This is a genomic window from Metabacillus rhizolycopersici (genome assembly GCF_020075705.1).
The window spans coordinates 1-21,878 of the sequence record NZ_JAIQUM010000068.1; the positions used below are offsets into that span (position 1 = coordinate 1).

Annotated in this window: 19 protein-coding genes; 4 read left to right on the forward strand and 15 right to left on the reverse strand. The window is 36.9% G+C overall.

The genetic code is table 11. The features are described 5' to 3' along the window. A partial coding sequence (locus K9V48_RS21620; RefSeq protein WP_263432914.1) for an NAD(P)-binding domain-containing protein occupies window positions 1–466 on the reverse strand: 466 nt, incomplete at its 3' end. 1,183 nt (window positions 467–1,649) lie between these two features. Between K9V48_RS21620 and K9V48_RS21625 the strand changes: the two genes are divergently transcribed. Next, window positions 1,650–3,053 carry a glycoside-pentoside-hexuronide (GPH):cation symporter gene (locus K9V48_RS21625; RefSeq protein ID WP_224141213.1) on the forward strand — a complete coding sequence of 468 codons (1,404 nt, stop codon included), beginning with the start codon at window positions 1,650–1,652 and terminating at the stop codon, window positions 3,051–3,053. A 128-nt stretch (window positions 3,054–3,181) separates the two neighbouring features. Here K9V48_RS21625 and panF read toward each other — a convergent pair whose 3' ends face one another. Continuing rightward, a complete protein-coding gene (gene panF, locus K9V48_RS21630) occupies window positions 3,182–4,639 on the reverse strand; it encodes a sodium/pantothenate symporter (protein ID WP_224141214.1) in 1,458 nt (485 codons plus the stop codon). Next, window positions 4,636–4,908, reverse strand: coding sequence for a YhdT family protein (locus K9V48_RS21635; protein WP_224141215.1), 273 nt, complete (start codon window positions 4,906–4,908; stop codon window positions 4,636–4,638). The genes panF and K9V48_RS21635 overlap by 4 nt, the downstream gene beginning before the upstream one ends. A 280-nt stretch (window positions 4,909–5,188) precedes the next feature. Here K9V48_RS21635 and K9V48_RS21640 point away from each other — a divergent pair, with 280 nt between their 5' ends. Continuing rightward, complete coding sequence (locus K9V48_RS21640; RefSeq protein WP_224141216.1) at window positions 5,189–5,767, forward strand: hypothetical protein; 579 nt, start codon at window positions 5,189–5,191, stop codon at window positions 5,765–5,767. A gap of 170 nt (window positions 5,768–5,937) precedes the next feature. Here the strand turns inward: K9V48_RS21640 and K9V48_RS21645 are convergent, their stop codons facing one another. From K9V48_RS21645 to K9V48_RS21695, 11 genes are all read right to left on the reverse strand, one after another. Then, the gene (locus tag K9V48_RS21645; RefSeq protein ID WP_224141217.1) at window positions 5,938–6,807 is read right to left on the reverse strand and encodes a cation diffusion facilitator family transporter; all 870 of its coding nucleotides are present in this window, start codon (window positions 6,805–6,807) and stop codon (window positions 5,938–5,940) included. Window positions 6,808–7,181: 374 nt separating this feature from the next. Then, window positions 7,182–7,835 (reverse strand): thiamine phosphate synthase, encoded by a 654-nt coding sequence (gene thiE, locus K9V48_RS21650; protein WP_224141218.1) that lies wholly within the window; start codon window positions 7,833–7,835, stop codon window positions 7,182–7,184. A gap of 13 nt (window positions 7,836–7,848) precedes the next feature. After that, the gene (gene thiD / locus K9V48_RS21655) at window positions 7,849–8,664 is read right to left on the reverse strand and encodes a bifunctional hydroxymethylpyrimidine kinase/phosphomethylpyrimidine kinase (RefSeq protein WP_224141219.1); all 816 of its coding nucleotides are present in this window, start codon (window positions 8,662–8,664) and stop codon (window positions 7,849–7,851) included. A gap of 23 nt (window positions 8,665–8,687) precedes the next feature. Then, a complete protein-coding gene (gene thiM, locus K9V48_RS21660) occupies window positions 8,688–9,494 on the reverse strand; it encodes a hydroxyethylthiazole kinase (protein WP_224141220.1) in 807 nt (268 codons plus the stop codon). Between the two features lie 139 nt (window positions 9,495–9,633). Continuing rightward, on the reverse strand, window positions 9,634–10,401 hold the full coding sequence (locus tag K9V48_RS21665; protein ID WP_224141221.1) for a 3-oxoacyl-ACP reductase: 768 nt from the start codon (window positions 10,399–10,401) through the stop codon (window positions 9,634–9,636). 15 nt (window positions 10,402–10,416) lie between these two features. Further along, on the reverse strand, window positions 10,417–11,439 hold the full coding sequence (locus K9V48_RS21670) for an ABC transporter substrate-binding protein (RefSeq protein ID WP_224141222.1): 1,023 nt from the start codon (window positions 11,437–11,439) through the stop codon (window positions 10,417–10,419). Further along, the gene (locus K9V48_RS21675) at window positions 11,439–12,191 is read right to left on the reverse strand and encodes an ABC transporter permease (RefSeq protein WP_224141223.1); all 753 of its coding nucleotides are present in this window, start codon (window positions 12,189–12,191) and stop codon (window positions 11,439–11,441) included. The genes K9V48_RS21670 and K9V48_RS21675 overlap by 1 nt, the downstream gene beginning before the upstream one ends. Beyond that, window positions 12,191–12,934, reverse strand: a complete 744-nt coding sequence (locus K9V48_RS21680) for an ABC transporter ATP-binding protein (protein ID WP_224141224.1) — start codon at window positions 12,932–12,934, stop codon at window positions 12,191–12,193. The genes K9V48_RS21675 and K9V48_RS21680 overlap by 1 nt, the downstream gene beginning before the upstream one ends. An 11-nt stretch (window positions 12,935–12,945) precedes the next feature. Further along, on the reverse strand, window positions 12,946–14,397 hold the full coding sequence (locus K9V48_RS21685) for an acyl-CoA reductase (protein WP_224141225.1): 1,452 nt from the start codon (window positions 14,395–14,397) through the stop codon (window positions 12,946–12,948). Next, window positions 14,394–15,476, reverse strand: a complete 1,083-nt coding sequence (locus K9V48_RS21690) for a LuxE/PaaK family acyltransferase (RefSeq protein ID WP_224141226.1) — start codon at window positions 15,474–15,476, stop codon at window positions 14,394–14,396. The genes K9V48_RS21685 and K9V48_RS21690 overlap by 4 nt, the downstream gene beginning before the upstream one ends. Before the next feature lie 708 nt (window positions 15,477–16,184). Further along, window positions 16,185–16,964, reverse strand: coding sequence for an ABC transporter ATP-binding protein (locus K9V48_RS21695; RefSeq protein ID WP_224141235.1), 780 nt, complete (start codon window positions 16,962–16,964; stop codon window positions 16,185–16,187). A 966-nt stretch (window positions 16,965–17,930) separates the two neighbouring features. Here K9V48_RS21695 and K9V48_RS21700 point away from each other — a divergent pair. Continuing rightward, window positions 17,931–18,209, forward strand: a complete 279-nt coding sequence (locus K9V48_RS21700) for a hypothetical protein (protein ID WP_224141227.1) — start codon at window positions 17,931–17,933, stop codon at window positions 18,207–18,209. A gap of 332 nt (window positions 18,210–18,541) precedes the next feature. Next, window positions 18,542–21,052 carry a bifunctional diguanylate cyclase/phosphodiesterase gene (locus K9V48_RS21705; RefSeq protein WP_224141228.1) on the forward strand — a complete coding sequence of 837 codons (2,511 nt, stop codon included), beginning with the start codon at window positions 18,542–18,544 and terminating at the stop codon, window positions 21,050–21,052. A 98-nt stretch (window positions 21,053–21,150) separates the two neighbouring features. Here the strand turns inward: K9V48_RS21705 and K9V48_RS21710 are convergent, their stop codons facing one another. Beyond that, window positions 21,151–21,549 (reverse strand): hypothetical protein, encoded by a 399-nt coding sequence (locus tag K9V48_RS21710; RefSeq protein WP_224141229.1) that lies wholly within the window; start codon window positions 21,547–21,549, stop codon window positions 21,151–21,153. Window positions 21,550–21,878: the final 329 nt, after the last annotated feature.

Genomic DNA, 21,878 nt, shown 5'->3' on the forward strand with positions numbered 1-21,878 from the left:
TTGGCGCCACTAGTTCATACGCTTCTTTTTGTCCACCTGGCATAATAGAAGGTCCTTTAAGAGCTCCTTCTTCTCCACCTGAAACACCAGTACCGATGAAGTGAATGCCTGTTGATTCTAATTCTTTATTACGTCTAATTGTATCTTGGAAGAATGTATTTCCTCCATCCATTAAGATGTCGCCCTCTTCAAGATATGGCTTTAATGAATCAATCGTTGCGTCAGTTGCCGCTCCTGCTTGAACCATTAAAAGAATTTTACGTGGCTTTTCTAATGAATTAACAAATTCTTCAATTGTTTTTCCACCAACAAAGTTTTTGCCTTCTGCTTCGTTCTTTAAAAACGCTTCTGTTTTTTCATATGAACGGTTGAATACAGCCACTGAATAGCCTCTGCTTTCAATGTTTAATGCAAGATTTTTTCCCATTACGGCTAAACCGATTACACCGATTTGTTGTTTTGACATGTTCATTTCCTCCCTAGTATTTATTAATAACCATTTTAAATGCTTACACTTATCATTTAAAATGGTTATTATTAAAATGGTTTAAAAATCTAATTTTATGTGACTTTATGCACGTAGCAAGCACTAATGAAGTTACGTTTCTTAACTTCACTAGCCTTTCTTAAGAAAATACTACGAATTTCAAGGTATAATTAATTTGTTTTGTAAACGAATTAATTATGAGTAGAATATCATTTTGTTGAATGTTTCGTCAACTTAAAATTCAATTATTAATTCAAACTGATCTAACTATAATTAACAAGAAGTTCTAATCTCTTGGGAAGCATAGATTAAATCTTGAATAGACATACTAGAAGCAACATTCATTATTCTAAAATAAATTATTTTCGACTTAAGAATCAATTTTTGTTATATATCTCCTTCAACGAGAAAACGATTATTGATTTGGATAGATGGACTTTTCAAACATTTCATACATTTTTCATTTTGTAGGGCTGGCAAAACGTTAATCATTTAGGATAATCACCATCCCTTTAACAAAATAAAGCCAGACTTCCGTCAGTAAGGTTTCTTTATCTTCTACTGACAGCTAGCAAGAATTACCTTAAATTTTGCTAGCAGTTATCCCTCACCTCTCTTGTTTGTTTCTCTAGACTTGTGAGATAGGGGTTTTATTGCGCATTAAGATTGGACCAAACGGCAGCTAAACATGGAGTAAACTTCACCAATAATGATGAAATTGCCTTCATTTTCATAAGCTAAAACCCCGAATAGTCTCGATCTATCAAAGTTAAATTATAGGTGTAGAAAATGTTAGGAAGTTCATTTCTCCAAGTAATCTGTCAACAACAAATTGATAAAAACTTATAAAAATCGACAAAAAACGTAATTGACGAAATATGTCGAGGGTGTTATTCTAAAAATGTCTTAATTGATTTGTTTTATGAACTAATTAATTAAAAGTAACCGTTAACACCCTTATTAACGTCTTGGCTAATTTTAAAGACTTTCTATTTTTAGGTGATTTTGAAAAGGATTACACTTGGAAAAGAACAATTTCGACGGTAAAGAAAGGACTGGTTATTTAACCAAATCTTTAATTTTGTAAGCGAATTAAAAAAAGAATTACACATAGCTTTCTTTTCTAATCATTTTCTTAAGTAGAAAAAAGGAGGATTTTTTTATGGGAGCACCAGCATTAGAGAATACTGCTTCACCGGATACTGGTACCAAAAAACTAAGTTTAAAAGAAAAAGTTTCTTACGGTCTTGGGGATGTTGGAAACGGTCTCATGTTTGATATGGGGCAACTGTATCTTCTTAAATTTTACACAGATATTTTAGGGATTTCTGCCTTTTGGGGAGGTATGGTGTTCTTAATCTCCAAAGTTTTCGATGCGTTTGCAGATGCAAGTGTTGGAGCTTATGTAGATTCTAGAACGAAAATTGGCAAACGTGGAAAGTTCCGACCATTTATTTTATGGGGATCGATTCCATTAGCAATTATGACGATTGTATCGTTTTTATCACCAGACTTTTCTGATAGTGGTAAAATAATATGGGCGTTTGCTACTTATATGCTTTTTGGACTAGCATATGCAATTGTTAACATTCCTTATGGGTCTCTATCTGCTTCAATGACGCAAGATCCAGTGGACCGTGCATCACTCGGATCATTTAGAGCGATTGGTAGCCAAACGGCTCTTTTCATTTCAGGGATCGTAGTTATTCCTATCGTACTACAATTTGAAAGTCAAGAATTAGGGTACATCGTTGCCATTTCTCTTATGGCGATACTTGGTGTGGTCTTCCACTTTATTTGTTATCGTAATACACGTGAAAATATTATTAGAGAGCCAAAAAAGGAAAAGATTCCGCTTTCTATTCTTTTTAAATCATTGCTTTCAAACAGACCGCTTATTGTGCTTTGTTTAGCAGCACTGTTCATGATTGCTGCAACAAACCTGCGTACTGCCGTTCAATTGTATTACTTGGAGTATAATTTAAATAATCCAGGTCTTATGGCCATCCTTACATTCTTAAGTATTGGGCTTGCGATTATCGGTTCAATGTGTATACCAGCACTTGTTAAAAGGATTGGTAAGAAGAATACATTTATTCTAGGATTACTCATTGGTATCGTCGCTGATATTATCAATTTTATGTTACCTACTGATGTAACAACATTCTTAATTACGTTTTCAATCGGAAGTTTTGGACTGGCATTTGCACTTGGTCTACCATGGGTAATGATTGCTGATGCAGTGGATTATCATGAGTGGAATTCTGGAGAACGTACTGAAGGGGTCGTATATTCTTCCTACAGCTTCTTCCGAAAACTTGCCCAAGCGCTTGCTGGTTTTATTCCAGGGGTTGCACTAGGTATAATTGGATATGTACCAAATGTACAACAAACTGCTGAAACACTAGTTGGTCTTAAAGGACTAATGTTCCTTGCACCTGCTGGACTAAACATTCTGGGGCTGATTATTTTATTCTTCTTCTATAATTTAACTGAAGATTTATACAAAAAAATTGTCGCAGATTTGAAAGAAAGAAATGCAGATAAAAATCCAGATATAGCTTAATTAAATACAAAAAATCCGGACTTTATACGTAAGTCCGGATTTTTTGTATGATGAAAAATTTTAGATTCATTTTTAGTGTTCTCATTTATTACGTACTTCATTTAACGTTTGCAGAAATCTTTGACTACTTACACAGCTCCCTCTTGATTTCCCCTTTTTGAAAGTATGGAATTATGTGTAAAATAACTCACCACCACAAATGTAATGAGTGATAAGAAAATCGGTAAAACAACGGTATGCATACCAAATGCATTTGGCAAAAGGCGGTCAAATAAAATATAGGAACCCATTCCAATGATCATGGATGATATGGCACCATATTTGTTTCCTTTGCTCCAATAAAGACCAAATACAACTGGCCAAATGAATACTGATTCTAAACCACCAAATGAAAATAGATTTAACCAAATCAGTAAGTCTGGTGGGCTTAGTGCAAACAACGCGACTGATATGCCAATAATTGTTGTTACCCAAAAGCTCGTCCTTTTCACTTGTGCTTCCCCAGCATTTGGTTTGATATAATTCAAGTAAATATCCTTTGTTATTGCTGAACTTACTAGAATTAATAAAGATTCAACAGTCGACATGATGGCTGCCATTGGCGCTGCAAGGACTAAGCCCGCGAGAAACGGTGGTAAAATTTTCAAAGTAAGTGTCGGCATAACCGTATCCCCCACTTCTACTCCTGGGAGAATCACTCTTGCAAATACTCCAATTAAATGCATTCCTAACATAATAAATCCAATGACAAATGTACCAATAATAATTGCCTTATGCATCGCTTTCGAATTTTTATACGACATTGCTCTTACGGTAATTTGAGGTAGTCCTATGACACCAACACCTACTAATATCCAAAATGAAGATACATAAAGCGGAGTTAACTCTTTCTCTGCACCATATGGTGATATTAAGTTGGGATTTTCCGTAAAAAGCTCTGACATGATGTTTTCTATGCCACCACCAGCAATAATCGTTCCAACTAATAAGACAGCAGTACCAACAAACATCACAACACCTTGAACTGCTTCTGTTAGCACAACTGCTCTGAATCCACCGTAGATAACATATATAAGAACTGATACCGCAAAAAGAAATAACGCCGTTGTGTATGAGAGGCCTGTTAAAGATTCAATCAGCCTAGCTCCACCTACCCATTGTGCAGCCATGGATGAAAATAAAAAGATGATAATACTAACCGCTGATATGAGAACAACAGCTCTACTTTGATATCTTTCCTTTAAAAAGTCAATCAACGTTATAGCTTTATATTTACGAGCCATAATCGCAAATTTCTTCCCTAATACCATTAATACAAAATAGCCTGCTGGTAACTGAGCCATTGAGAGCAGCACCCAGCCAAGTCCTTTTGTATAAGCAACTCCAGGGCCCCCTAGGAAACTACTCCCGCTACCATATGTAGCAATCATGGTCATTGCTAAAAGAAATCCACCTAACTCTCTTCCTCCTAAGAAATATTCCTGAAGAAAGGAATTAGTTGATTTAACATATTTATTTGCCCAGAATCCGACAAAGAAAATCACAATCAAATACAATAATAATGGTAGAATCACTTGCCAATTCACAAAATGTCCTCGCCTTCCTTATCGCCTTCAAATGGTACATCAGTAAAAAAGAACTTCACGGCGAAAGTAACGACAATCGACATGACAATAAACCCTAGTACGCAACTATAAAAGAACCACTCTGGCAGCCCTAAAATGTACTTATATTCAGCAGGGTCTCCTGAACCAAACCCATATGCAAATCCAAACCACCAAATAAAATTAATAATAACAAGTACTATGCCAATTAATGCTTCTTTTTTTGCTACTTTAAAACGTTTATCTTTCATCTGAACCCCCATCTTATGCTTTTTCTTTTATAAAAAAATAGAATATCACATATTCATTCAAATTTTCAGTAAAAATACTGGGTGGTGGAAAACTTTTTTTAAGTCAAAAATTGTTTCTAACTAAAAAAAGAATTAACTGTACAAGCCTTCCATTACCACTATACACATATATTTTTTGTATGATTGCTCCCTAGCCCCGAAAAAACAACCGAATTATTTTCCTTAAACTACACACTGTATAATAGTTAATTATTAGAAATAAAAAAGAGGGTGATTTGAAATGGGTTGGACAGAATTTCAGCCGATTCGAAATGAATATAACGAACAATTTAAATCGATTGACGAGGGGCTTTTAAAATTATTAAGTGAACGAAAAACTTTGACAAAGGGTAAGCGCTATTTTCCACCTTATGAAATCATGGAAGAATGGGCTAAGAAATACAAACTAGATATTCCCCACATTAGCTGGTTATTTTATAGTGTGAATAACGGGAGCACTCCTTTTCGACCGGATGAACCAGGTGAACTCCTTACTGTCATACCAATTATGAAAAAATCAGTTGTTGGTGATTTTGAATATGTCCTGACACATTCAATGCAGCACAAAAATGCTAGTCTCATTACACTTGAAATAAAACAGCTTAATGAAGATGTAGAGGCCGGTCATTTACTGCCTCAATTAATATTAGAAATCATAAGTCCTATAAAATACAACGTTAATCGAAATGGCTCACGTGGCGGAGGTGGACAAACACAAGTCAGGTTCCTAGTCTCGCCGCGATTACCAGAAGACTTAAAGGCATCTCATTTTCGTTGGTTCCTTATGCTCCACCTATGGAAAGTCCTCCAAAAGAAGTAATTTTAAATCAAGAAGTTCATTTTTAGTTCAATACAGAAAGAGCAACACAACTACCTTGGTTGCTCTTTCTGTATTGAACTTTTCCTGTAAAAAATCCTTTTTGTATCATCTTTATGGTAGAAAAACATTTTCATTTCAAAACACCAACGAATGAAGCAGATTATGTGAAGTTAATTCGGTTCAACATGAACATGAACATCATATACTTCATGATCATTTTTAAGCACAGCCTCAACCCTATCTGAAATATCGTGTGCATCGCGGATACCGAGGTCGGAGTTCACAAGGATGACAATGTCGACGACAGTATTATTTCCATAGCTTCTTGCTTTTATGTCTTTCACACCTTTAACACCATATAAAGATTGAACTGTTTCTTTATAACATTGAATCTTTTCAATATCGTATCCGTCCGTTAAATAATGCGTGGCATCGCGGAAAATATCCCATGCTGTTTTACAAATTAGGAATCCTACGATCAAGGCTGTAAGTGGGTCTAACCAGGGAAGACCAAACTGCGAACCAATGATACCAACGACTGTTCCGATACTAACCCATGCATCAGAGAGATTATCTTTAGCTGCTGCCATTAACCCTTGGCTCTTAATTTTCCTACTTAAATCTCTATTATATCTATAGACAAAGTACATAACGATTGCACAAAAAATTCCTGTCCAAGCGGAAATGAGATCGGGAGCTTGAGTACTTTTTTCAAAAACAGAAAGAATTGCCGTGTACAAAACTTGAATACCAACGACAACCATGATGAACGATGCAACCATGGAGGCAACCGTTTCAGCCTTCCAATGACCATAAGGATGATCTTTGTCTGCAGGTATTCGGGATACTTTTAGTCCTATTAATACAGCAACAGATGCAATAATATCAGTTGCATTATTCAAACCATCAGCTTTAAGTGCTTCGGAATTAGCCACATACCCTATAAATAGCTTTAATGACGATAAGCAAATATAGGCAATAATACTAATAATGACTCCTCGTTCTCCAAGCTTTAAATCGTTATATTTTTGTTCCTCCATTTTATGTAACTCCTCCACTTTTCAATTACTTGAACATCATAACAAGTAACAATCGTGTGGGTCTATAGCAATCTTGTTTCGTTACTCAATACTAGTAATATACATACAAAAATGTTTCATTAAGTAAAAAAACAATGATACTCTCTCCTCTCATAACCATGCTTATCATTATCTTCTAATCCCTTTATTCTTATACAAGGACATCCTCTATTTCATGTAAAAAAATCCATAAAGTGAGACTCCTCAGATCATACCGTCAAGGCAATCCCCGTCTGCACTTCTTTGTTACTCGAGTATTAGTCTGCCTATGATTTCAGCATAAAAGGGGATTACTCTAAAAAGTAATCCCCTTTTTATTCGTTTATGATTGTAATCTAACAATCGATTGCTTCTTTTAGTTCCCTTGCACTCTCTGCTGGATCATTTGCGCGACTAATTGCTGAAATAACGGAGATACCATTACCTCCACTTTCCATAACAGGTAAGGCATTTTCTGCTGTTATCCCACCAATACCGACAATTGGGATCTCAATCCCTTTTTTCCGGACTTCGTTAATAATCGTTGTACCTTGAGGAGATTTCGCGTCCTCCTTTGTTGTTGTTGAATAGATGGGACCAATTCCTACATAATCTGCTCCATTGGCAATAGCCTTTTCAACTTCTTCAACAGTATGAGCCGAAACACCGAGAATTTTATCACCAATCTTTCGTCTAACTTCATCAGCTGATTCATCACCTTGTCCGATATGAACACCATCTGCATTAAGCGAAATGGCTAATTCTACATCATCATTAACAATGAAGGGAATCGAGTATTTTTGGCAAATGCTTTGTAACCGTTTTGCAAAAATAACTTTTTCATTTCCAGTTAACGCATCTGTTCCTTTTTCTCGAAACTGAAAGAATGAAATTCCACCCTTGATTGCTTGTTCAAGCACATATTCTGGATCCATTGTGCAATTATTACTACCCATAATAAAGTATAATCGTAGAGTTTCACACATATCTTTTATCAACACTTTCGTCAAAATAATTCCTCCTTTACTTCATAATCAACGTTTGCTGACGCTTTTGATAAGCCCAATGATTTGTTGGTCCATGGCCATTTCCAATTTCCAAATCATCTTCAATTGCTGCTTGAATAAATGCTCTAGCAATTTCAACAGCATGTTTAACCGAATTTCCTTTTGCCAGTTCTGCGGTAATCACTGCAGCAAACGTACAACCTGTTCCATGTGTATTCTTTGTCTTCATTCGTTCACCAGGAAAAAAGGTAAACTCTTCGCCATCGTATAATACGTCAACTAATTCCTTCGCATCATCATGTCCACCTTTGATGACGACATGTTTCGCTCCTTGTTGGTGCAATCGTTTTGCAGCTTCCAATCGATCATCCATTGTACGAATTTCCATTTCAGCTAGCACTTCTGCTTCAGGAATATTAGGTGTAATCACCATAGCTAAAGGTAAGAGATGTTCTTTCAATGAGGTTACAGCTTCATTTTGTAGTAATGATGCACCGCCCTTTGCAATCATCACAGGGTCAACTACAACATTTTCCCATTGGAATTTTTTAATACTCTTAGAAACAGCTCGTATAATGTCACTACTAAACAACATCCCCGTTTTTAGCGCATTTGTTCCTAGATCTGAGCCTATTGCTTCAATCTGATTAACTACTGCTTCAACTGATAACGGATATACCCCATGAACACCAAGCGTATTTTGTGCTGTCACAGCAGTAATCGCTGACATGCCAAACACATCTAATTCTTGAAATGTTTTCAAATCCGCTTGAATTCCTGCACCTCCACCACTATCTGAACCTGCAATTGTTAATGCCTTTTTTATCGTCAATTCTATTCTCTCCCTACTTATGGTTACTGTTTTTCAACGTTCGCAAATTTACTTATCTCTTCAGAAGACACTTTAGATAATTGATTTAAAAATTCAATTTGAAAGCTTCCTGGTCCCTCTGCTGCTGTTCGCTCTGCCGCAATTTCTGCCGCAACACCATATGCTGCAAGGGCTGCAACAGCTGCGGACACTCTGTCGGTTTCAACAGCTGCAAAAGCACCTACTACTGAGCTTAATAAACATCCTGTTCCAGTTACTTTTGTTAAGATCGAATGTCCGTTGTGAACAACAAAAGTAGTTTTTCCGTCTGTCACAACATCGTCTTTGCCAGTTATAACGACAGTCGTATTCAATTTCTTTGCTGCTCTTTGTGCTAATTCAAGCGAATTACCAGTTCCTTCACCAGCGTCTACACCTTTAATCGACCATTTTTCACCAATGACATTTGCAATTTCAGCTGCGTTTCCTCTTATGATTGATATCGATAATTCTTCAACAATTCGACGTGCTGTTTCTGTTCGATAAGGAGTGGCTCCCGCACCTACTGGATCAAAAATGACAGGTACATTATTCTCATTTGCTGATTTTCCTGCAATCATCATCGCCTCAACTTCTTCATGTGTTAGTGTACCTATATTTAAAACTAATGCCCCTGCAATCTTTGCCATATCTGCCACTTCTTCCTTCGCATACGCCATGACAGGCGATGCCCCTAATGCATATAGGCCATTTGCTGTAAAATTTGTTACAACAACATTTGTTATATTATGAACAAGTGGATTTTGCTGCTTTACTTTTCCAAATATCTCTGCAATTTGTTTTGTATTCATCTGCTTTCTTCCTTTTCTTATTCTGTATTAGTTAGAGTTTGATGACTTGTGAAGAGTGCAAATAACAATTTTTACTCCCTCACCCTACTTGTTAAACTCCATTTTCTGTTTGCAAGTAATAACTCCGAAGAAATGCCGATTACTTCATAACAAGCCCGCCATCAACAAAAAGTGTCTGACCTGTCATAAACCCACTCCAATCTGATGCCAAAAAGAGTACAGGTCCTTCGATATCACTTGGTGATGCCAATCTTCGTAAAGGAGTTTGCGCTATAATCATTTCTTTTACTTCTTCCTTCGTATCTCGACTTGCATCTGTTGGATAAACGAGTCCTGGGGCAACGCAATTGACACGGATGCCGAAAGGACCAAGTTCTGCTGCGAGATTTCTACTATAACCAACAAGGGCCGTTTTCGCAGTTGTATACTCTGGATACGGAATAATCGGTCTTTCAACTAAATTGGAGACCATATTAATAATGCTACCTTTACTTTGTTTTTTCATTGCTGGTAATACAGCTTGGCAAACGTTATGGGCAGAGTGAACAGCCCCATCAATTTGCCCTTGATAATCTTCCCAAGTTAATTGCCATGCTAATTTTCGCTTGTCAGGGTCAAAAACAAATGACTTTAACGCATTATTTACAACGATATCAATTTTTCCTGCCTCAAGAAGGATTTCATCGACCATTTCGCCAACAGCTTGTTCATTCGTAACATCTGCTTGGATTGCCCAAGCATCACCACCAAGTTCTAAACACGATGTGACGACATCCTCTGCTGCTGCTTTGTTTTGAAGATAATTGACAACAACAGTTGCTCCCTCACGTGCAAATCCACGAGCAAGCGAAGCACCGATTCCTCGACTCGATCCTGTAACAAGAACGACTTTATTTTTAAATTTCATCAGAACTCTCCCTCATTATTTCTTAGGAATTAGATCCTCGCTTATAATAGCCCTCATATCGAGTGTGTTTTCAACTAAGCCTAATCTTTTATACGTATCTGAAGCTTGTTGAAGAATATCGACATCAAACGCACCTAGACCTTTTTCTTCTGTAGTATTAGAGACACTTGATGCATTACGTAATTTAATAATTTCAAGATTATTCGCTTCATCTTTTCCATCAATAGCATTGGTTACTGCGAGTTTCGCTGCATTATCCGGGTTATCAATCATCCATTCCACACTATTTTTATACCCGCGTAAAAAAGATTGTAAAAGCTCTCTTTTCTCTTGATATGTTTCTTCTGTGACAACAAAAACATCACTTGGGAAATTCAAGTAATCTTTTACATCAATGACATTTACTTCTCCTAGACCTTTTTGTTTACCTAAATAAAGCCCTGTATCAGTAGCAGCTGTTGCATCGACTTGACCTTGCATTAAAGGTGCAAAATTCAAAAGACCTGTCTCAACAATTTTCACATCGTCTTCGGTTAAACCAGCTTCATGTAACAGCACCAATAAATTTTGACGCGTTCCACTTGATAGACTATATACACCGATGGTTTTCCCTTTTAAGTCTTCAGGCTTTGTAATGTTGTTTTCCTTTAATGACACTATGTTAAATACGTTTTGAGGATAGATATTGTAAATCACTCTTAGTTTTTCCCCTTTATCCAAAGCAAAAAACAGGGAACCAGGGTCTGTATAAGCAATATCCGCTTTTCCAGTGAGGATGTTTTTAATCGCATCTCCACCACCTGCACCAGGAATAAAAGTCATATCTAACCCTTGATCGGTGAAGAATTTTTTCTCTTCATCAACTAATAGATTCGTTTGTTCAGTAATCGGTTGGCTCCAGCTCGCGACTCGAATATCCTCTACCGTTTTTTCGGTTGAAGCTGGCTCTTGTTTTTCTGGAGAAGTAGTTTGATTACATGCAGCTACTATCGAAAGTAATCCTAATAAAATAATTGAAATAACGAGCTTTTTTTTCATCATTTTTTCCCCTTTGAGTATGGTTTGATTAATAATTTCTCTACTACATTCACTATTTCATAAAGACTCATTCCTAAAACCGTAAGTAAAATAAGAATTCCAAACATTAGGGGTGTATCCATCATTCCTTGTGATGCAATGATCAACGCACCTAACCCTTCACTTCCACCGATGAATTCACCAACTACAGCCCCAACAATAGCTAAGATGACCGCGACTCGAAATCCTGACATAATACTCGGCAGGCCTGCTGGGAGTTTAAGGTGGACTAATGTTTGCCACCGTGAAGCACCTAATACACGAAATAGTTCTTTCTTATTAGGGTCTGTTTGTTGAATCGCCGTTACCGTATTTTCCAGTAATGGAAAGAAACAAACGAGTGTGGTAATGACAACCTTCGAAGTCATGCCAAATCCGAACCATAAAATAAACAACGGTGCCAGCGCTAGCTTCGGAACAGCCTGACTAGCAATCACATAAGGCTGAAGAAGACGGCGTAAAAATTCAAATTCACCCATTAAAATACCAATGAGCAAACCTAAAACACTTCCACAAAATAGTCCGAAACCAACTTCCAACGTTGTTCGGTAGATATGGGGCAATAAATACCCTGTTGTTATCCCTTCCCATAACACAGTGAAGATAACTGAGGGGGCAGGTAAAACGAGCTCTGACATTGAACTAGCTAATAGTTCCCATCCGAGGAGTAAACATACGAACAGAAGGAATGAATAAATTCGAAAGCTTTTCATTAGATCCCTCCATTCATCACATCACGCACCTGCAAACAAAGGTCATTAAACGTGGCGCTATATCTGTTTTCAATGTGACGTGGCTTTGAAAGTGTCACCTTAAGATCATAAGCAATTTGACCTTCCTTCATCACCGCTACATGGTCAGATAAATAAACAGCTTCTGAAATATCATGTGTAATAAACAACACGGTCATCTTATTGTTTTGACAAAGCATTAACAGATCATCCTGCAGTTCTTCCCTTGTTATGGCATCTAATGCAGCAAACGGCTCGTCCAAAAAAACAATAGCTGGATTTTTAATAAGTGAACGCGCGATTGCTACTCGACTTTGCTGACCACCAGAGAGCTCCCCGGGATATTCATGTTGATAATCAGCTATCTTCATTACTTCTAATAATGAACTTGCCCGCTCCTTGTCTTCTTTTGTTGGTTTTCTTTGAAGTGTAATAGGCAAAAGGACATTATCAAGCACTGACTTCCATTCCAATAAAGTAGGAGCCTGAAATACAAAGCCTACGTCGAGTGATGGCTTCAGCACTTTTTCATTTCCTAAGAATACGGCCCCATTATCAGGTTTCAAAAGTCCTGATGCAATTTTTAATAAGGTTGTTTTCCCACAACCGCTTCGACCTAATAAACTATGAAACTCACCTGCATTTATTTTCCACGTTGTATCTTTGATAATCTCTTTTTTCCCCTTATAACTATAGGTCACATTATCAATGATCAAAAAACTCATGTTGTCATCTCCTAATCTACATATGAAGCAAGACCTTCTGCATACTCCTCTGCACTATGCTCAATATCGACCATATGAACAAGATCTAGTAGGTTGAAACGCCCATCATGATGCCACCCTGCCTCAGGTGATGTCATTGACCCTAAACCTGTGATCCGCGTAACACCAGCTTTACCTAAAAGTTCTGCCAAAGCAAAAAGTTCATTTGGAGCCACTGCAATTCCAACAGTTTGTAAATAAGAACGAGACGATTCGATCAATGGAATGACTTCATCAAGCTCGTTTATTTCAACTACTTTGATTACCCTATTTAGACAGCTTGGTGATAGCTCTCCTTCATTTTCAGTAAACACAACAGTCCACGCACCACTTGATTCTCCTAGGACTTCTTTTTCTCGATTTGAAAACAGACTTAGCTCTTCTTTTTGTCTCCATTCCACTAATTTTGCTCCCTCTTCGATTGAAAGAGCCCGACGTGGATATCTCATTTCGAAAGCCTCTAGCTCATGTGCTAAAAATCTAGCAAACTCTCTTGGTGAAACATTGCCACCTTTTTGCACATAAAAAACATGTGGGGAATAACATCCCTGCTGATCATAACGAATCACATCAAAAGCAGCATGATGAATCGTCCTCCATGCTTTTCGAGAATCAAGACTCATATTTGAGACGATCCCAAAGCTGATTTTATGTCCAAATGGTAGAAAACGAGTCGTAATCGGCACGCGATTTTTCATCGATTCCAACGTTTCATTCCCGCCATAGGCCAAGACCACATCTGCCTGCTGAAATAAATGTCGTTCCCTCTCTTCATCGCCGCCCTTCCACCAAACGATTGCTAAACAATCAGCCAACTTCGGTTCAACTTCAACAAGCATGTTTGCGAACCAGCCTGCAAATAATGGTTCAGCGCTAGGAACTTTCCCAATACTTCCTGATTTCACTAAAAGACTAGAAATCAGACTCCAGATTGGGAGTGCCGGTACATTCCCTGCCCATATTTGAGCGGTTACATTTGGCCCTACTGCCTTAGAAAATCCCCTTTTTGATCGTGGCTGAAAATCGTCAAGTAGCAATGGATTTCCGAAATCTTCTATAAGAAACCGCTGTAAATTTTGTTTGCGAAATGTTTTTAAATAAGAAGTTAGCCCAATTCTAACCAATTCTCCATCATAGCCAGTGACGATGGGTAAAAGCTTTTCTGCCTTTTGACGATAACCATTTGTTCGATCTAGAAGCTGTTCTATAACTTTGTCAATTATTTGAACGATATCGGCAATGGTCATAGACTTTAAAATGCTTGCACTTGCTAGCGTTACTTTTTCAACAACTTTGTCCATCTGTTCTTTTGTTAGCAATGGAACTTGCACTTCAAGTTTTTCATGTTTCCCTGTAAAAGTTAACGTCTTATATTCAAATTCCTCTTGCCCAATCGCTGGAAGATAGCCTGCTATTTCCTTCACAGTCCAGACCCCTTTGTCGCTTGAAGGAACTCATCAACCGCGATCGAACAACCCTTTGCCTCTGCTCCTTGAACCCTTCCTAATAACAGAAAACCGTCCTCTTTCTCCACTCCTAAATCTTCTGTTAAAATCGTTGTTACAGAGTTAAAATTCGCTAAATCACAGTGAACAAGAACTCCGCGATCACCCTTGGCAACATCTTCCCCAGTCAACGGATGAATAACCCTCGTTCGAATCCAGTGTGGACCTGACTTTACAGAAGGAACTAATGAATTTCCACAATCATAAAATTGTGTACTTAGTTCTGTCATCCCATACATATTGATACAATTTGACTTTTCAACACCCAAAAACGCTGATAGTTGAGAATAAAATGTCTCTAAATCCAATTCCTTCGATTGATTTTTAAAGCCACCTGTATCCAAAATTCTGCTGCCTTTAGGTAATTGAAATCTGATTCCTCTTGTTTCTAGCGCTTCAAATAAATGAACAAAACTAAATGATGCACCTAGTAATGCAAAAGGTTCTCCACTCTTTTCCACTCGTTCCAATTCTTTTATTAATTGCTCAATTCGTAATCCATCATTATTGACAAAATATTGACTATCATTTGTACCATATTCTTTAAAAGCCAATGCTAGGTAATGAGACAATGATGAATTAGGCATTTCTTCTTCCGTTGGAAATAAAATCCCCATTCTCATCCTGTCATTTCCATTCATAAACCGCTCTTTAAAATTTACTAGCATTGAGTTGTTATAAACTTTTAGTGTCGGATGATAATGTTTCCCTCTAGTCCCCTTCGTTGTTCCACTTGTCATAAATACATCTTCTGCTTTTTCTGGATCGTCACAACTAAGTGTTAGCTCTTTAAACGCATTGATCGGGACCGCCGGGATATCCTTCCATGTCTTCACCATTCTCGGTGTTTTGCCTTTTTGGCGACAATACATTTGGTAAGGTAGATTATGTTTGTATTGATAATCGAACAAACGTAGCGCTTGTTCATTAAATGCTGTTTCTGAAGTGTCTCTATGATTTATAAAATGCAGAACACTATCTACTATTTCTTGAGTCAATTTTTACATACCCTTTCATTTGAAAATTTCTCTGTTACGAATACAAGCACTAAAGCGCCGAAGCCGGATGTCGTGCTCTTATCCACAGTTCAAGAATTTTGGTGATGATGGAGATTTCCTTGATAGTAGATGATAATCTATTAACTTTTTGGATTTATCTATCATTCAGCAAATTTCGACATCCATTCCTGAAGTTAATCTTCCAAGAACAAAAGCGCAAGCTCCATGATTAGACTAAGACAGGCAGAAGACGCGCATGATTAGAAGGTATACTTTGCCTTCCATTCAAAAGTGGCTTATGACCTCGAGCTGAATATCGTGCACTTATGTTTTCTAAGCACTAAAAAGAGTACTATGCTACGCATAGTACTCTGAGATTTCCTAATCACATTCCCTACGATGGCATTACCCAACAGGTTATACGGTCAGCAATGGAATAATTGCAATCTCAGCCGGTTTCCACCAGCCCCCGAAAATATTAAATTGTTCTAATTCTTAACGTGCAGTATAACCCTTATCTGAAAATTCAAGTGCAACAAAGGAGATGCAGAGGGTTACTTGCCCATAAAGATTACCTTACTTTATAGCTAGTTTACATAAAATTAAATAAAAATACAAGAGTTGAGAATTTTCTTATTAATTAAGAAGGTAATGCAAACATATTATTCTCCATACCTTTTATCTTGATCTTGTTCATTGGCTATTCTACTACACTTTTCTTCTTAAACTAGCTCGTCCATTTTCCCAGGTCACCAAAACATCACGATCAAAAAGCTTAGAGAGTCTGTTCTCAGATATCATCTCCGTTGTTGTACCTGAATCAAATACTTCCCCGTTTTTTAGAAGTAGTGTATGTGTAAAGATTGGTAAAATTTCTTCAACATGATGAGTAACATACAATAGAATCGGCGCGTTTATTCTGTTTGTTATCGTAACTAATGATTCTAAAAGTTGTTCTCGCGCAAGGAAGTCTAAACCTGTTGTCGGTTCATCTAAAATTAACAGTTCAGGATCTGCCATTAGCGCACGCGCAATTAACACTCTTTGTTTTTCTCCTTGTGAAAGAGTTTCATAGGTTCTGTCAGCATAGGATAAACACTGTAATTCTTCTAATAGACCAATTGCTTTTTCCCTGTTTTGATTGCTTGGTTTTTCATATAAGCCGATTGAAGCAAATGCCCCACTTAACACAATCTGAAAAGCTGTATCTGACGGATATAGCTTTTGTTGTAAATTAGCTGAAACAAGTCCAATTTTTTGCCGAAGCTTCTCAGCTAAATAATCTCGTCCAAATTTTTTCCCTAATACTGTCATGTTACCTTCTGTTGGAAAATAATAAGCACAAAGCATATTTAAAAGCGCAGTCTTCCCTGCACCATTCAACCCATATAAGACCCAATGCTCCCCATTCTGAATTTGCCAATTAATATCCTTCAAAAGCCATTGTCCATTTCTTTTTAAAGACACATGCTCAAGTTCAATCATCATTGTCATCAGTTCCGCCTCTTTTACTGTTCCAAAATTTTTTCAACTTACTACTTAGAAAAGCGCAAGCGCCTTGGTCAGCCCCGACAAGCGTAAGCCGATCAGGAATAGAAGGTGTTCTTTACCTTCAATTCCTGATTGGCTTATGACCTCGAGGGGCTAGGCGCTGGAGCTAGACACCAAAACTAAGTACAAAAACTTATACTTCTATCTTTCAAAAATCACTTCATTCCCCATCCATCGCAGCAGGGAAAAAGATTCTCGTTTTTCTACCTCTCTTATTCTTATTTATCATTTCCCCACAGAAGACCCCTTCCTCAATGAATGTGTAGGGCACAGCCCAATGAATAGGGAGGGAATGAATGTCGGTTGCGCTAGCCAAAACGGTTGAATAGAACGAACGTACGTGCTATTATTTTCTTATACAAATCGTTCTTTGAAAATTAGATAGAATATAGGGTTCCAACAACTAACCTACCGTTTGTTGGGTAAAATTCTATGCGTGCTTCTGTTCTTTTTCTACCGACAAGTTATTCACGATTACCAGAGAAGATAATCGGTCTAGCTTCTCTGGTGCAGTAGGAAAAGAACATTCCTGAACGAATGTGTCAGAGCTTTTTGCTTTCAGACAAGTTCTACACTTGTAGACTCTTTGTTACAGGATGAATTCGATTTTGAAGCAAAAAGGTTTGTCTGAAAGGGAAAGCAGAAAATCCATCACCTAGTTGAACGGGTATGGTTCTATTTTTTAGAATCTCCGACTTGAAATTTTCGTTAGAAAATTAAGTCGTGAGTAGTTCAATCTTAGTAACATTCTGCATATCATTTAACTATTCGTCATTCTTCCTTGTTTCCCTTCAAATAATCTTAATTGACACTTCTTCACCCATCAAATATATACTGTTTTTACCATTATCTTTTTCACTAGAATGGTCAAACTATTAAAAAGAAGATGATGGAGGTAGGAAAATGAGTCTTAAAAATGACGAAGAGTATTCAGACTTTTCAAATGTAGAAACGCAAGAGGAGTTTTTGGCTGCTGAGGAATTCCCAGAAGGCTCGTTTGGTTCGCCGAAAGGTAAAACAGAAACCGTAAAAAATAAAAGCACAACATGGGAAGACGGTCAACAATACACTAGTAGTTTTACATATGAAAACCGCACGCTGCACAAAGACATCCCAAGACAATTCCCTGGGGCACATCCAACACATTATGAAAAGGATAAAGATACAGAATCAAATGATTAAATAAATAGGTAATCATGTCACCATTCTTTCATTACAAACCACAAAGAAGATTGCCACATAAAGCGAAACTTCCATTAGTCGCGAGGGAGTACTTTCCTCCATAGATGGATTTGCATTTGATGCACAGCTTAATCATGCCGGACTTTTCATTAAAAAGGGTTCGGCTTTTTCAGCAAATATTATTAAATCCTTTCCCTCCTCGTTCAACAAAAGCCTTCAATAAGATACATAAATATCTACTCTTATTCTAACGTAATATCACATTTTGCATAACCTTTTGGGGTATAATCTACTTTATTCATTTGTTTTTTTAAAAGGAGTTGATAAACGTTTTGCTTGTAACTATTATTTCATTGACGACTCTTTTTATGATTTTAGCAATCGTTTATGCATTTCTTTACTATCATACTTTACATACAAAAAAACTCATAATGGCACAACTTAAAGAAAGTGAGGATCATTTTCATAGCTTGGTGGAACTCTCTCCAGATGCTATTGTTGTCCATTGTGGACACGAAATTGTTTTCGTAAATGAAGCGGGTTTGAAGATGGTTGATGCCACTGATAAAAATGAACTACTTGGAAAATCGATTATTGATTACGTACATCCTAATTTTAAGGAAGTTGTAAAAAATCGAATTCAACAAATGAACGAAGGTTTGAAGGCGAAAATGATGGAACAAAAAATCATCGTGCCAAATGGTGCCATGATGGATGTGGAAATTACCGGAACAAAAATCATTTTCGAAAATCAGCCAGCCATTCAATTAGTCATAAAGGAAATTACTGAACAAAAACGGATTAGAAGAGAGTTAGAAGTAAATCAACAGCAATACCAGTCCCTCTTCGAACATAATCCAGATGGCATTTTTTCCATTGACCATAATGGAAAAATAACCAATGTAAATCAAGCATTGGTGGTCTTATCTGGTTACTCAGAAGATGAACTTTTAACAATGGCGTTTCACCCTTTAATTGACGAAGAATATTCTGAATTGGCTACTGAGAATTTTAAAAAAGCATTAAATGGTCGACCGCAAAATTTCGAGTTAGTCGGCTTACAAAAAGACGGCTGCAGAGTTAACTTGAATATTACCATTATGCCAATCATTGTAGATTCGGAAATTATCGGGGTGTACGGAATTGCTAAAGACATTTCAAAAGAAAAAGAGGCCCTCCTATTACTTGAACAAAAAGAAGAAAAGTATCGTTCATTATTTGATCATAATCTTGATGCTGTTTTCGAAATGGATTTAAATGGCTCTTTTAAAAACATTAATAAAATGGCTGAAAAACTTACTCATTTCTCTAAAAAAGAGTTATTGACGATGTCCTACCATTATCTAATTGAGAATAGTTTAGAAAGAGAATATAAAAACTTTTCAATCGTAAAAGAAGGACAACCATTCCATATTGAACAAAAACTACATGATAAATTCGGGAACCTTATTGAAGTGGATTTTAGTGCCATTCCAATAAGAATTCAAGGAAAAACGAATGGTGTTTTTGCAATTGTAAGGGACATTACTGAGAAAAAGCATGCACAAAAGAGAATAAAGGAGTTAGCTTACACAGACCAACTCACCGGGCTTCCAAATCGTCATTGGTTTTACAAGGAACTTAAAGCCATTGTTGAACAAGCACAAAAAGATGAACGACCATTTGCGATTCTTACGATTGATTTTGATAACTTTAAAAGTGTAAATGATACATTTGGTCACAATGCAGGAGACTACTTACTCAGGCAGGTCTCAAATCGATTAAGATGTTGCCTGCGTAAAAACGATAAAATCTCCAGACTGGGTGGTGATGAATTTATTATCATTTTAGACAATATAACGAGAAATGACGTAAATCAAATAGCTAAACGAATTTTGAATGAAATGACCCCACCAATCCTTATCTATGATCAAGAAATTATCGTTACACTTAGTATTGGAATAAGTATGTATTCTGACTGCACTTATGACGGAGAAACACTTATTAAACAAGCCGATTTAGCCATGTATTTAGCTAAAGAAAGTGGCAAGAACAATTATCAATTTTTTACCGAAAAGCTACATGCAAGAGCGACACGAAAACTTCAAATAAAAAATGCATTAAGCACCGCAATTGAACAAAATGAATTTACCCTTTTCTATCAACCGCAAGTTGATTTACATACAAGAAAATTAATTGGAATGGAGGTGCTTCTACGGTGGAATCCCTCATTCGGTTTTGTATCTCCGAGTGAATTTATCCCAATCGCTGAAGAAACAGGACTCATTCTTCCGATTGGGGAGTGGGTAATCAAAGACGCTTGCCGCCAACTAAAGGAGTGGGAAAAACAACAACTTCCTAAGATTAGAGTATGTGTAAATGTATCTGCAAGGCAATTAAAAAACCGAGATTTTCCCTTAACAGTAAAAAAAATCATCGAAGAAGAAAATGTCAATCCAAATTACCTCGAATTCGAAATCACTGAAAGCATCATGCTGAATGTCGAAGAGGCATCACAGCTCATTAATGAACTGAAAAAATTGGGCGTGAAAATCGCAATCGATGATTTTGGTGCAGGTTACTCATCTTTAAATGGCATTAAAAACGTTAAGATCGACACGTTAAAAATAGATAAATCTCTACTAGAAAACGTAACTCAAAATGATCGGATGTTATCGATGTTAAAAGCGGTAATTGGCGTAGGTAAAACACTTAACGCACAAGTAATTATTGAAGGAATTGAAACAAAGAAACAAGTTGAATTATTAAAAGAATTCTTTGTGATCGGTCAAGGTTATTTTTATAGTCAACCGCTTCCACCTGAACAGCTTCACGATGTATGGGAGGAAAAATGGAAAGAGTAGGGAGATAAAGAAAGCTCCTCTGATGAAAGTCTCGCTTTATCTTTCTATTTTTCAAACAATGGTCCATGCAAATAAGTCCTGTACGATACAGGGCCTCTTTACTCGCTTACATTTTTCCCTCTCATATAATTTAAAAAATTCGTTTTATCTTCAAGCTCTCTTTCCAAGTAACCAAGATAAGCAAATAGTAAACTAATATCTTTTGATAGTTCACCATCACCAATGATATACTTTTCTCTAATTTTCTTAACTTCCTTTTTCACAATCCACCGTTCGTCTTTATCATCCTTTTCAACAATGTCAAAGCTTTTCACATCAGTACTTGGGATAAGCTCTATTCCCATAAATCGTTTCACAGGATTCTCTGAACTTTTATCAATGATATAAACGAATTTTCCTGCTTCTAGTTGTGCAATGGCATCAGGATGAATTTTTATTGATTTCGGGATCACGTCTTGACTGACAATAAACGCCTTTAACTGCTCAACAACCTTCATTTCCTTGCCTCCATTTCCATACTTGACGATTCCAAATCGCTACCATAGTACAACCTATTCAATTAGAGGAGAAAAAAGTACCTAATCTAGAGTTAGCCTTAGGTTTCCATTATTCGCGAGGTTAAAATAGTCTCTATTATTGCACTAACAAAAGTGCAAGCGCCTTGCTCAGCCTAAGGCAAGCATAAGACGATCAGGAATAGAAGGTGTTTTTCACCTTCTATTCCTGATTGACTTTATGACCTCAAGGGGCTAGGCGCTTACGCTTGCTGTCGTGCGCTTATCCACAGTACAAGAATTTTATAATTCCTATAACATAAAAAAATGGC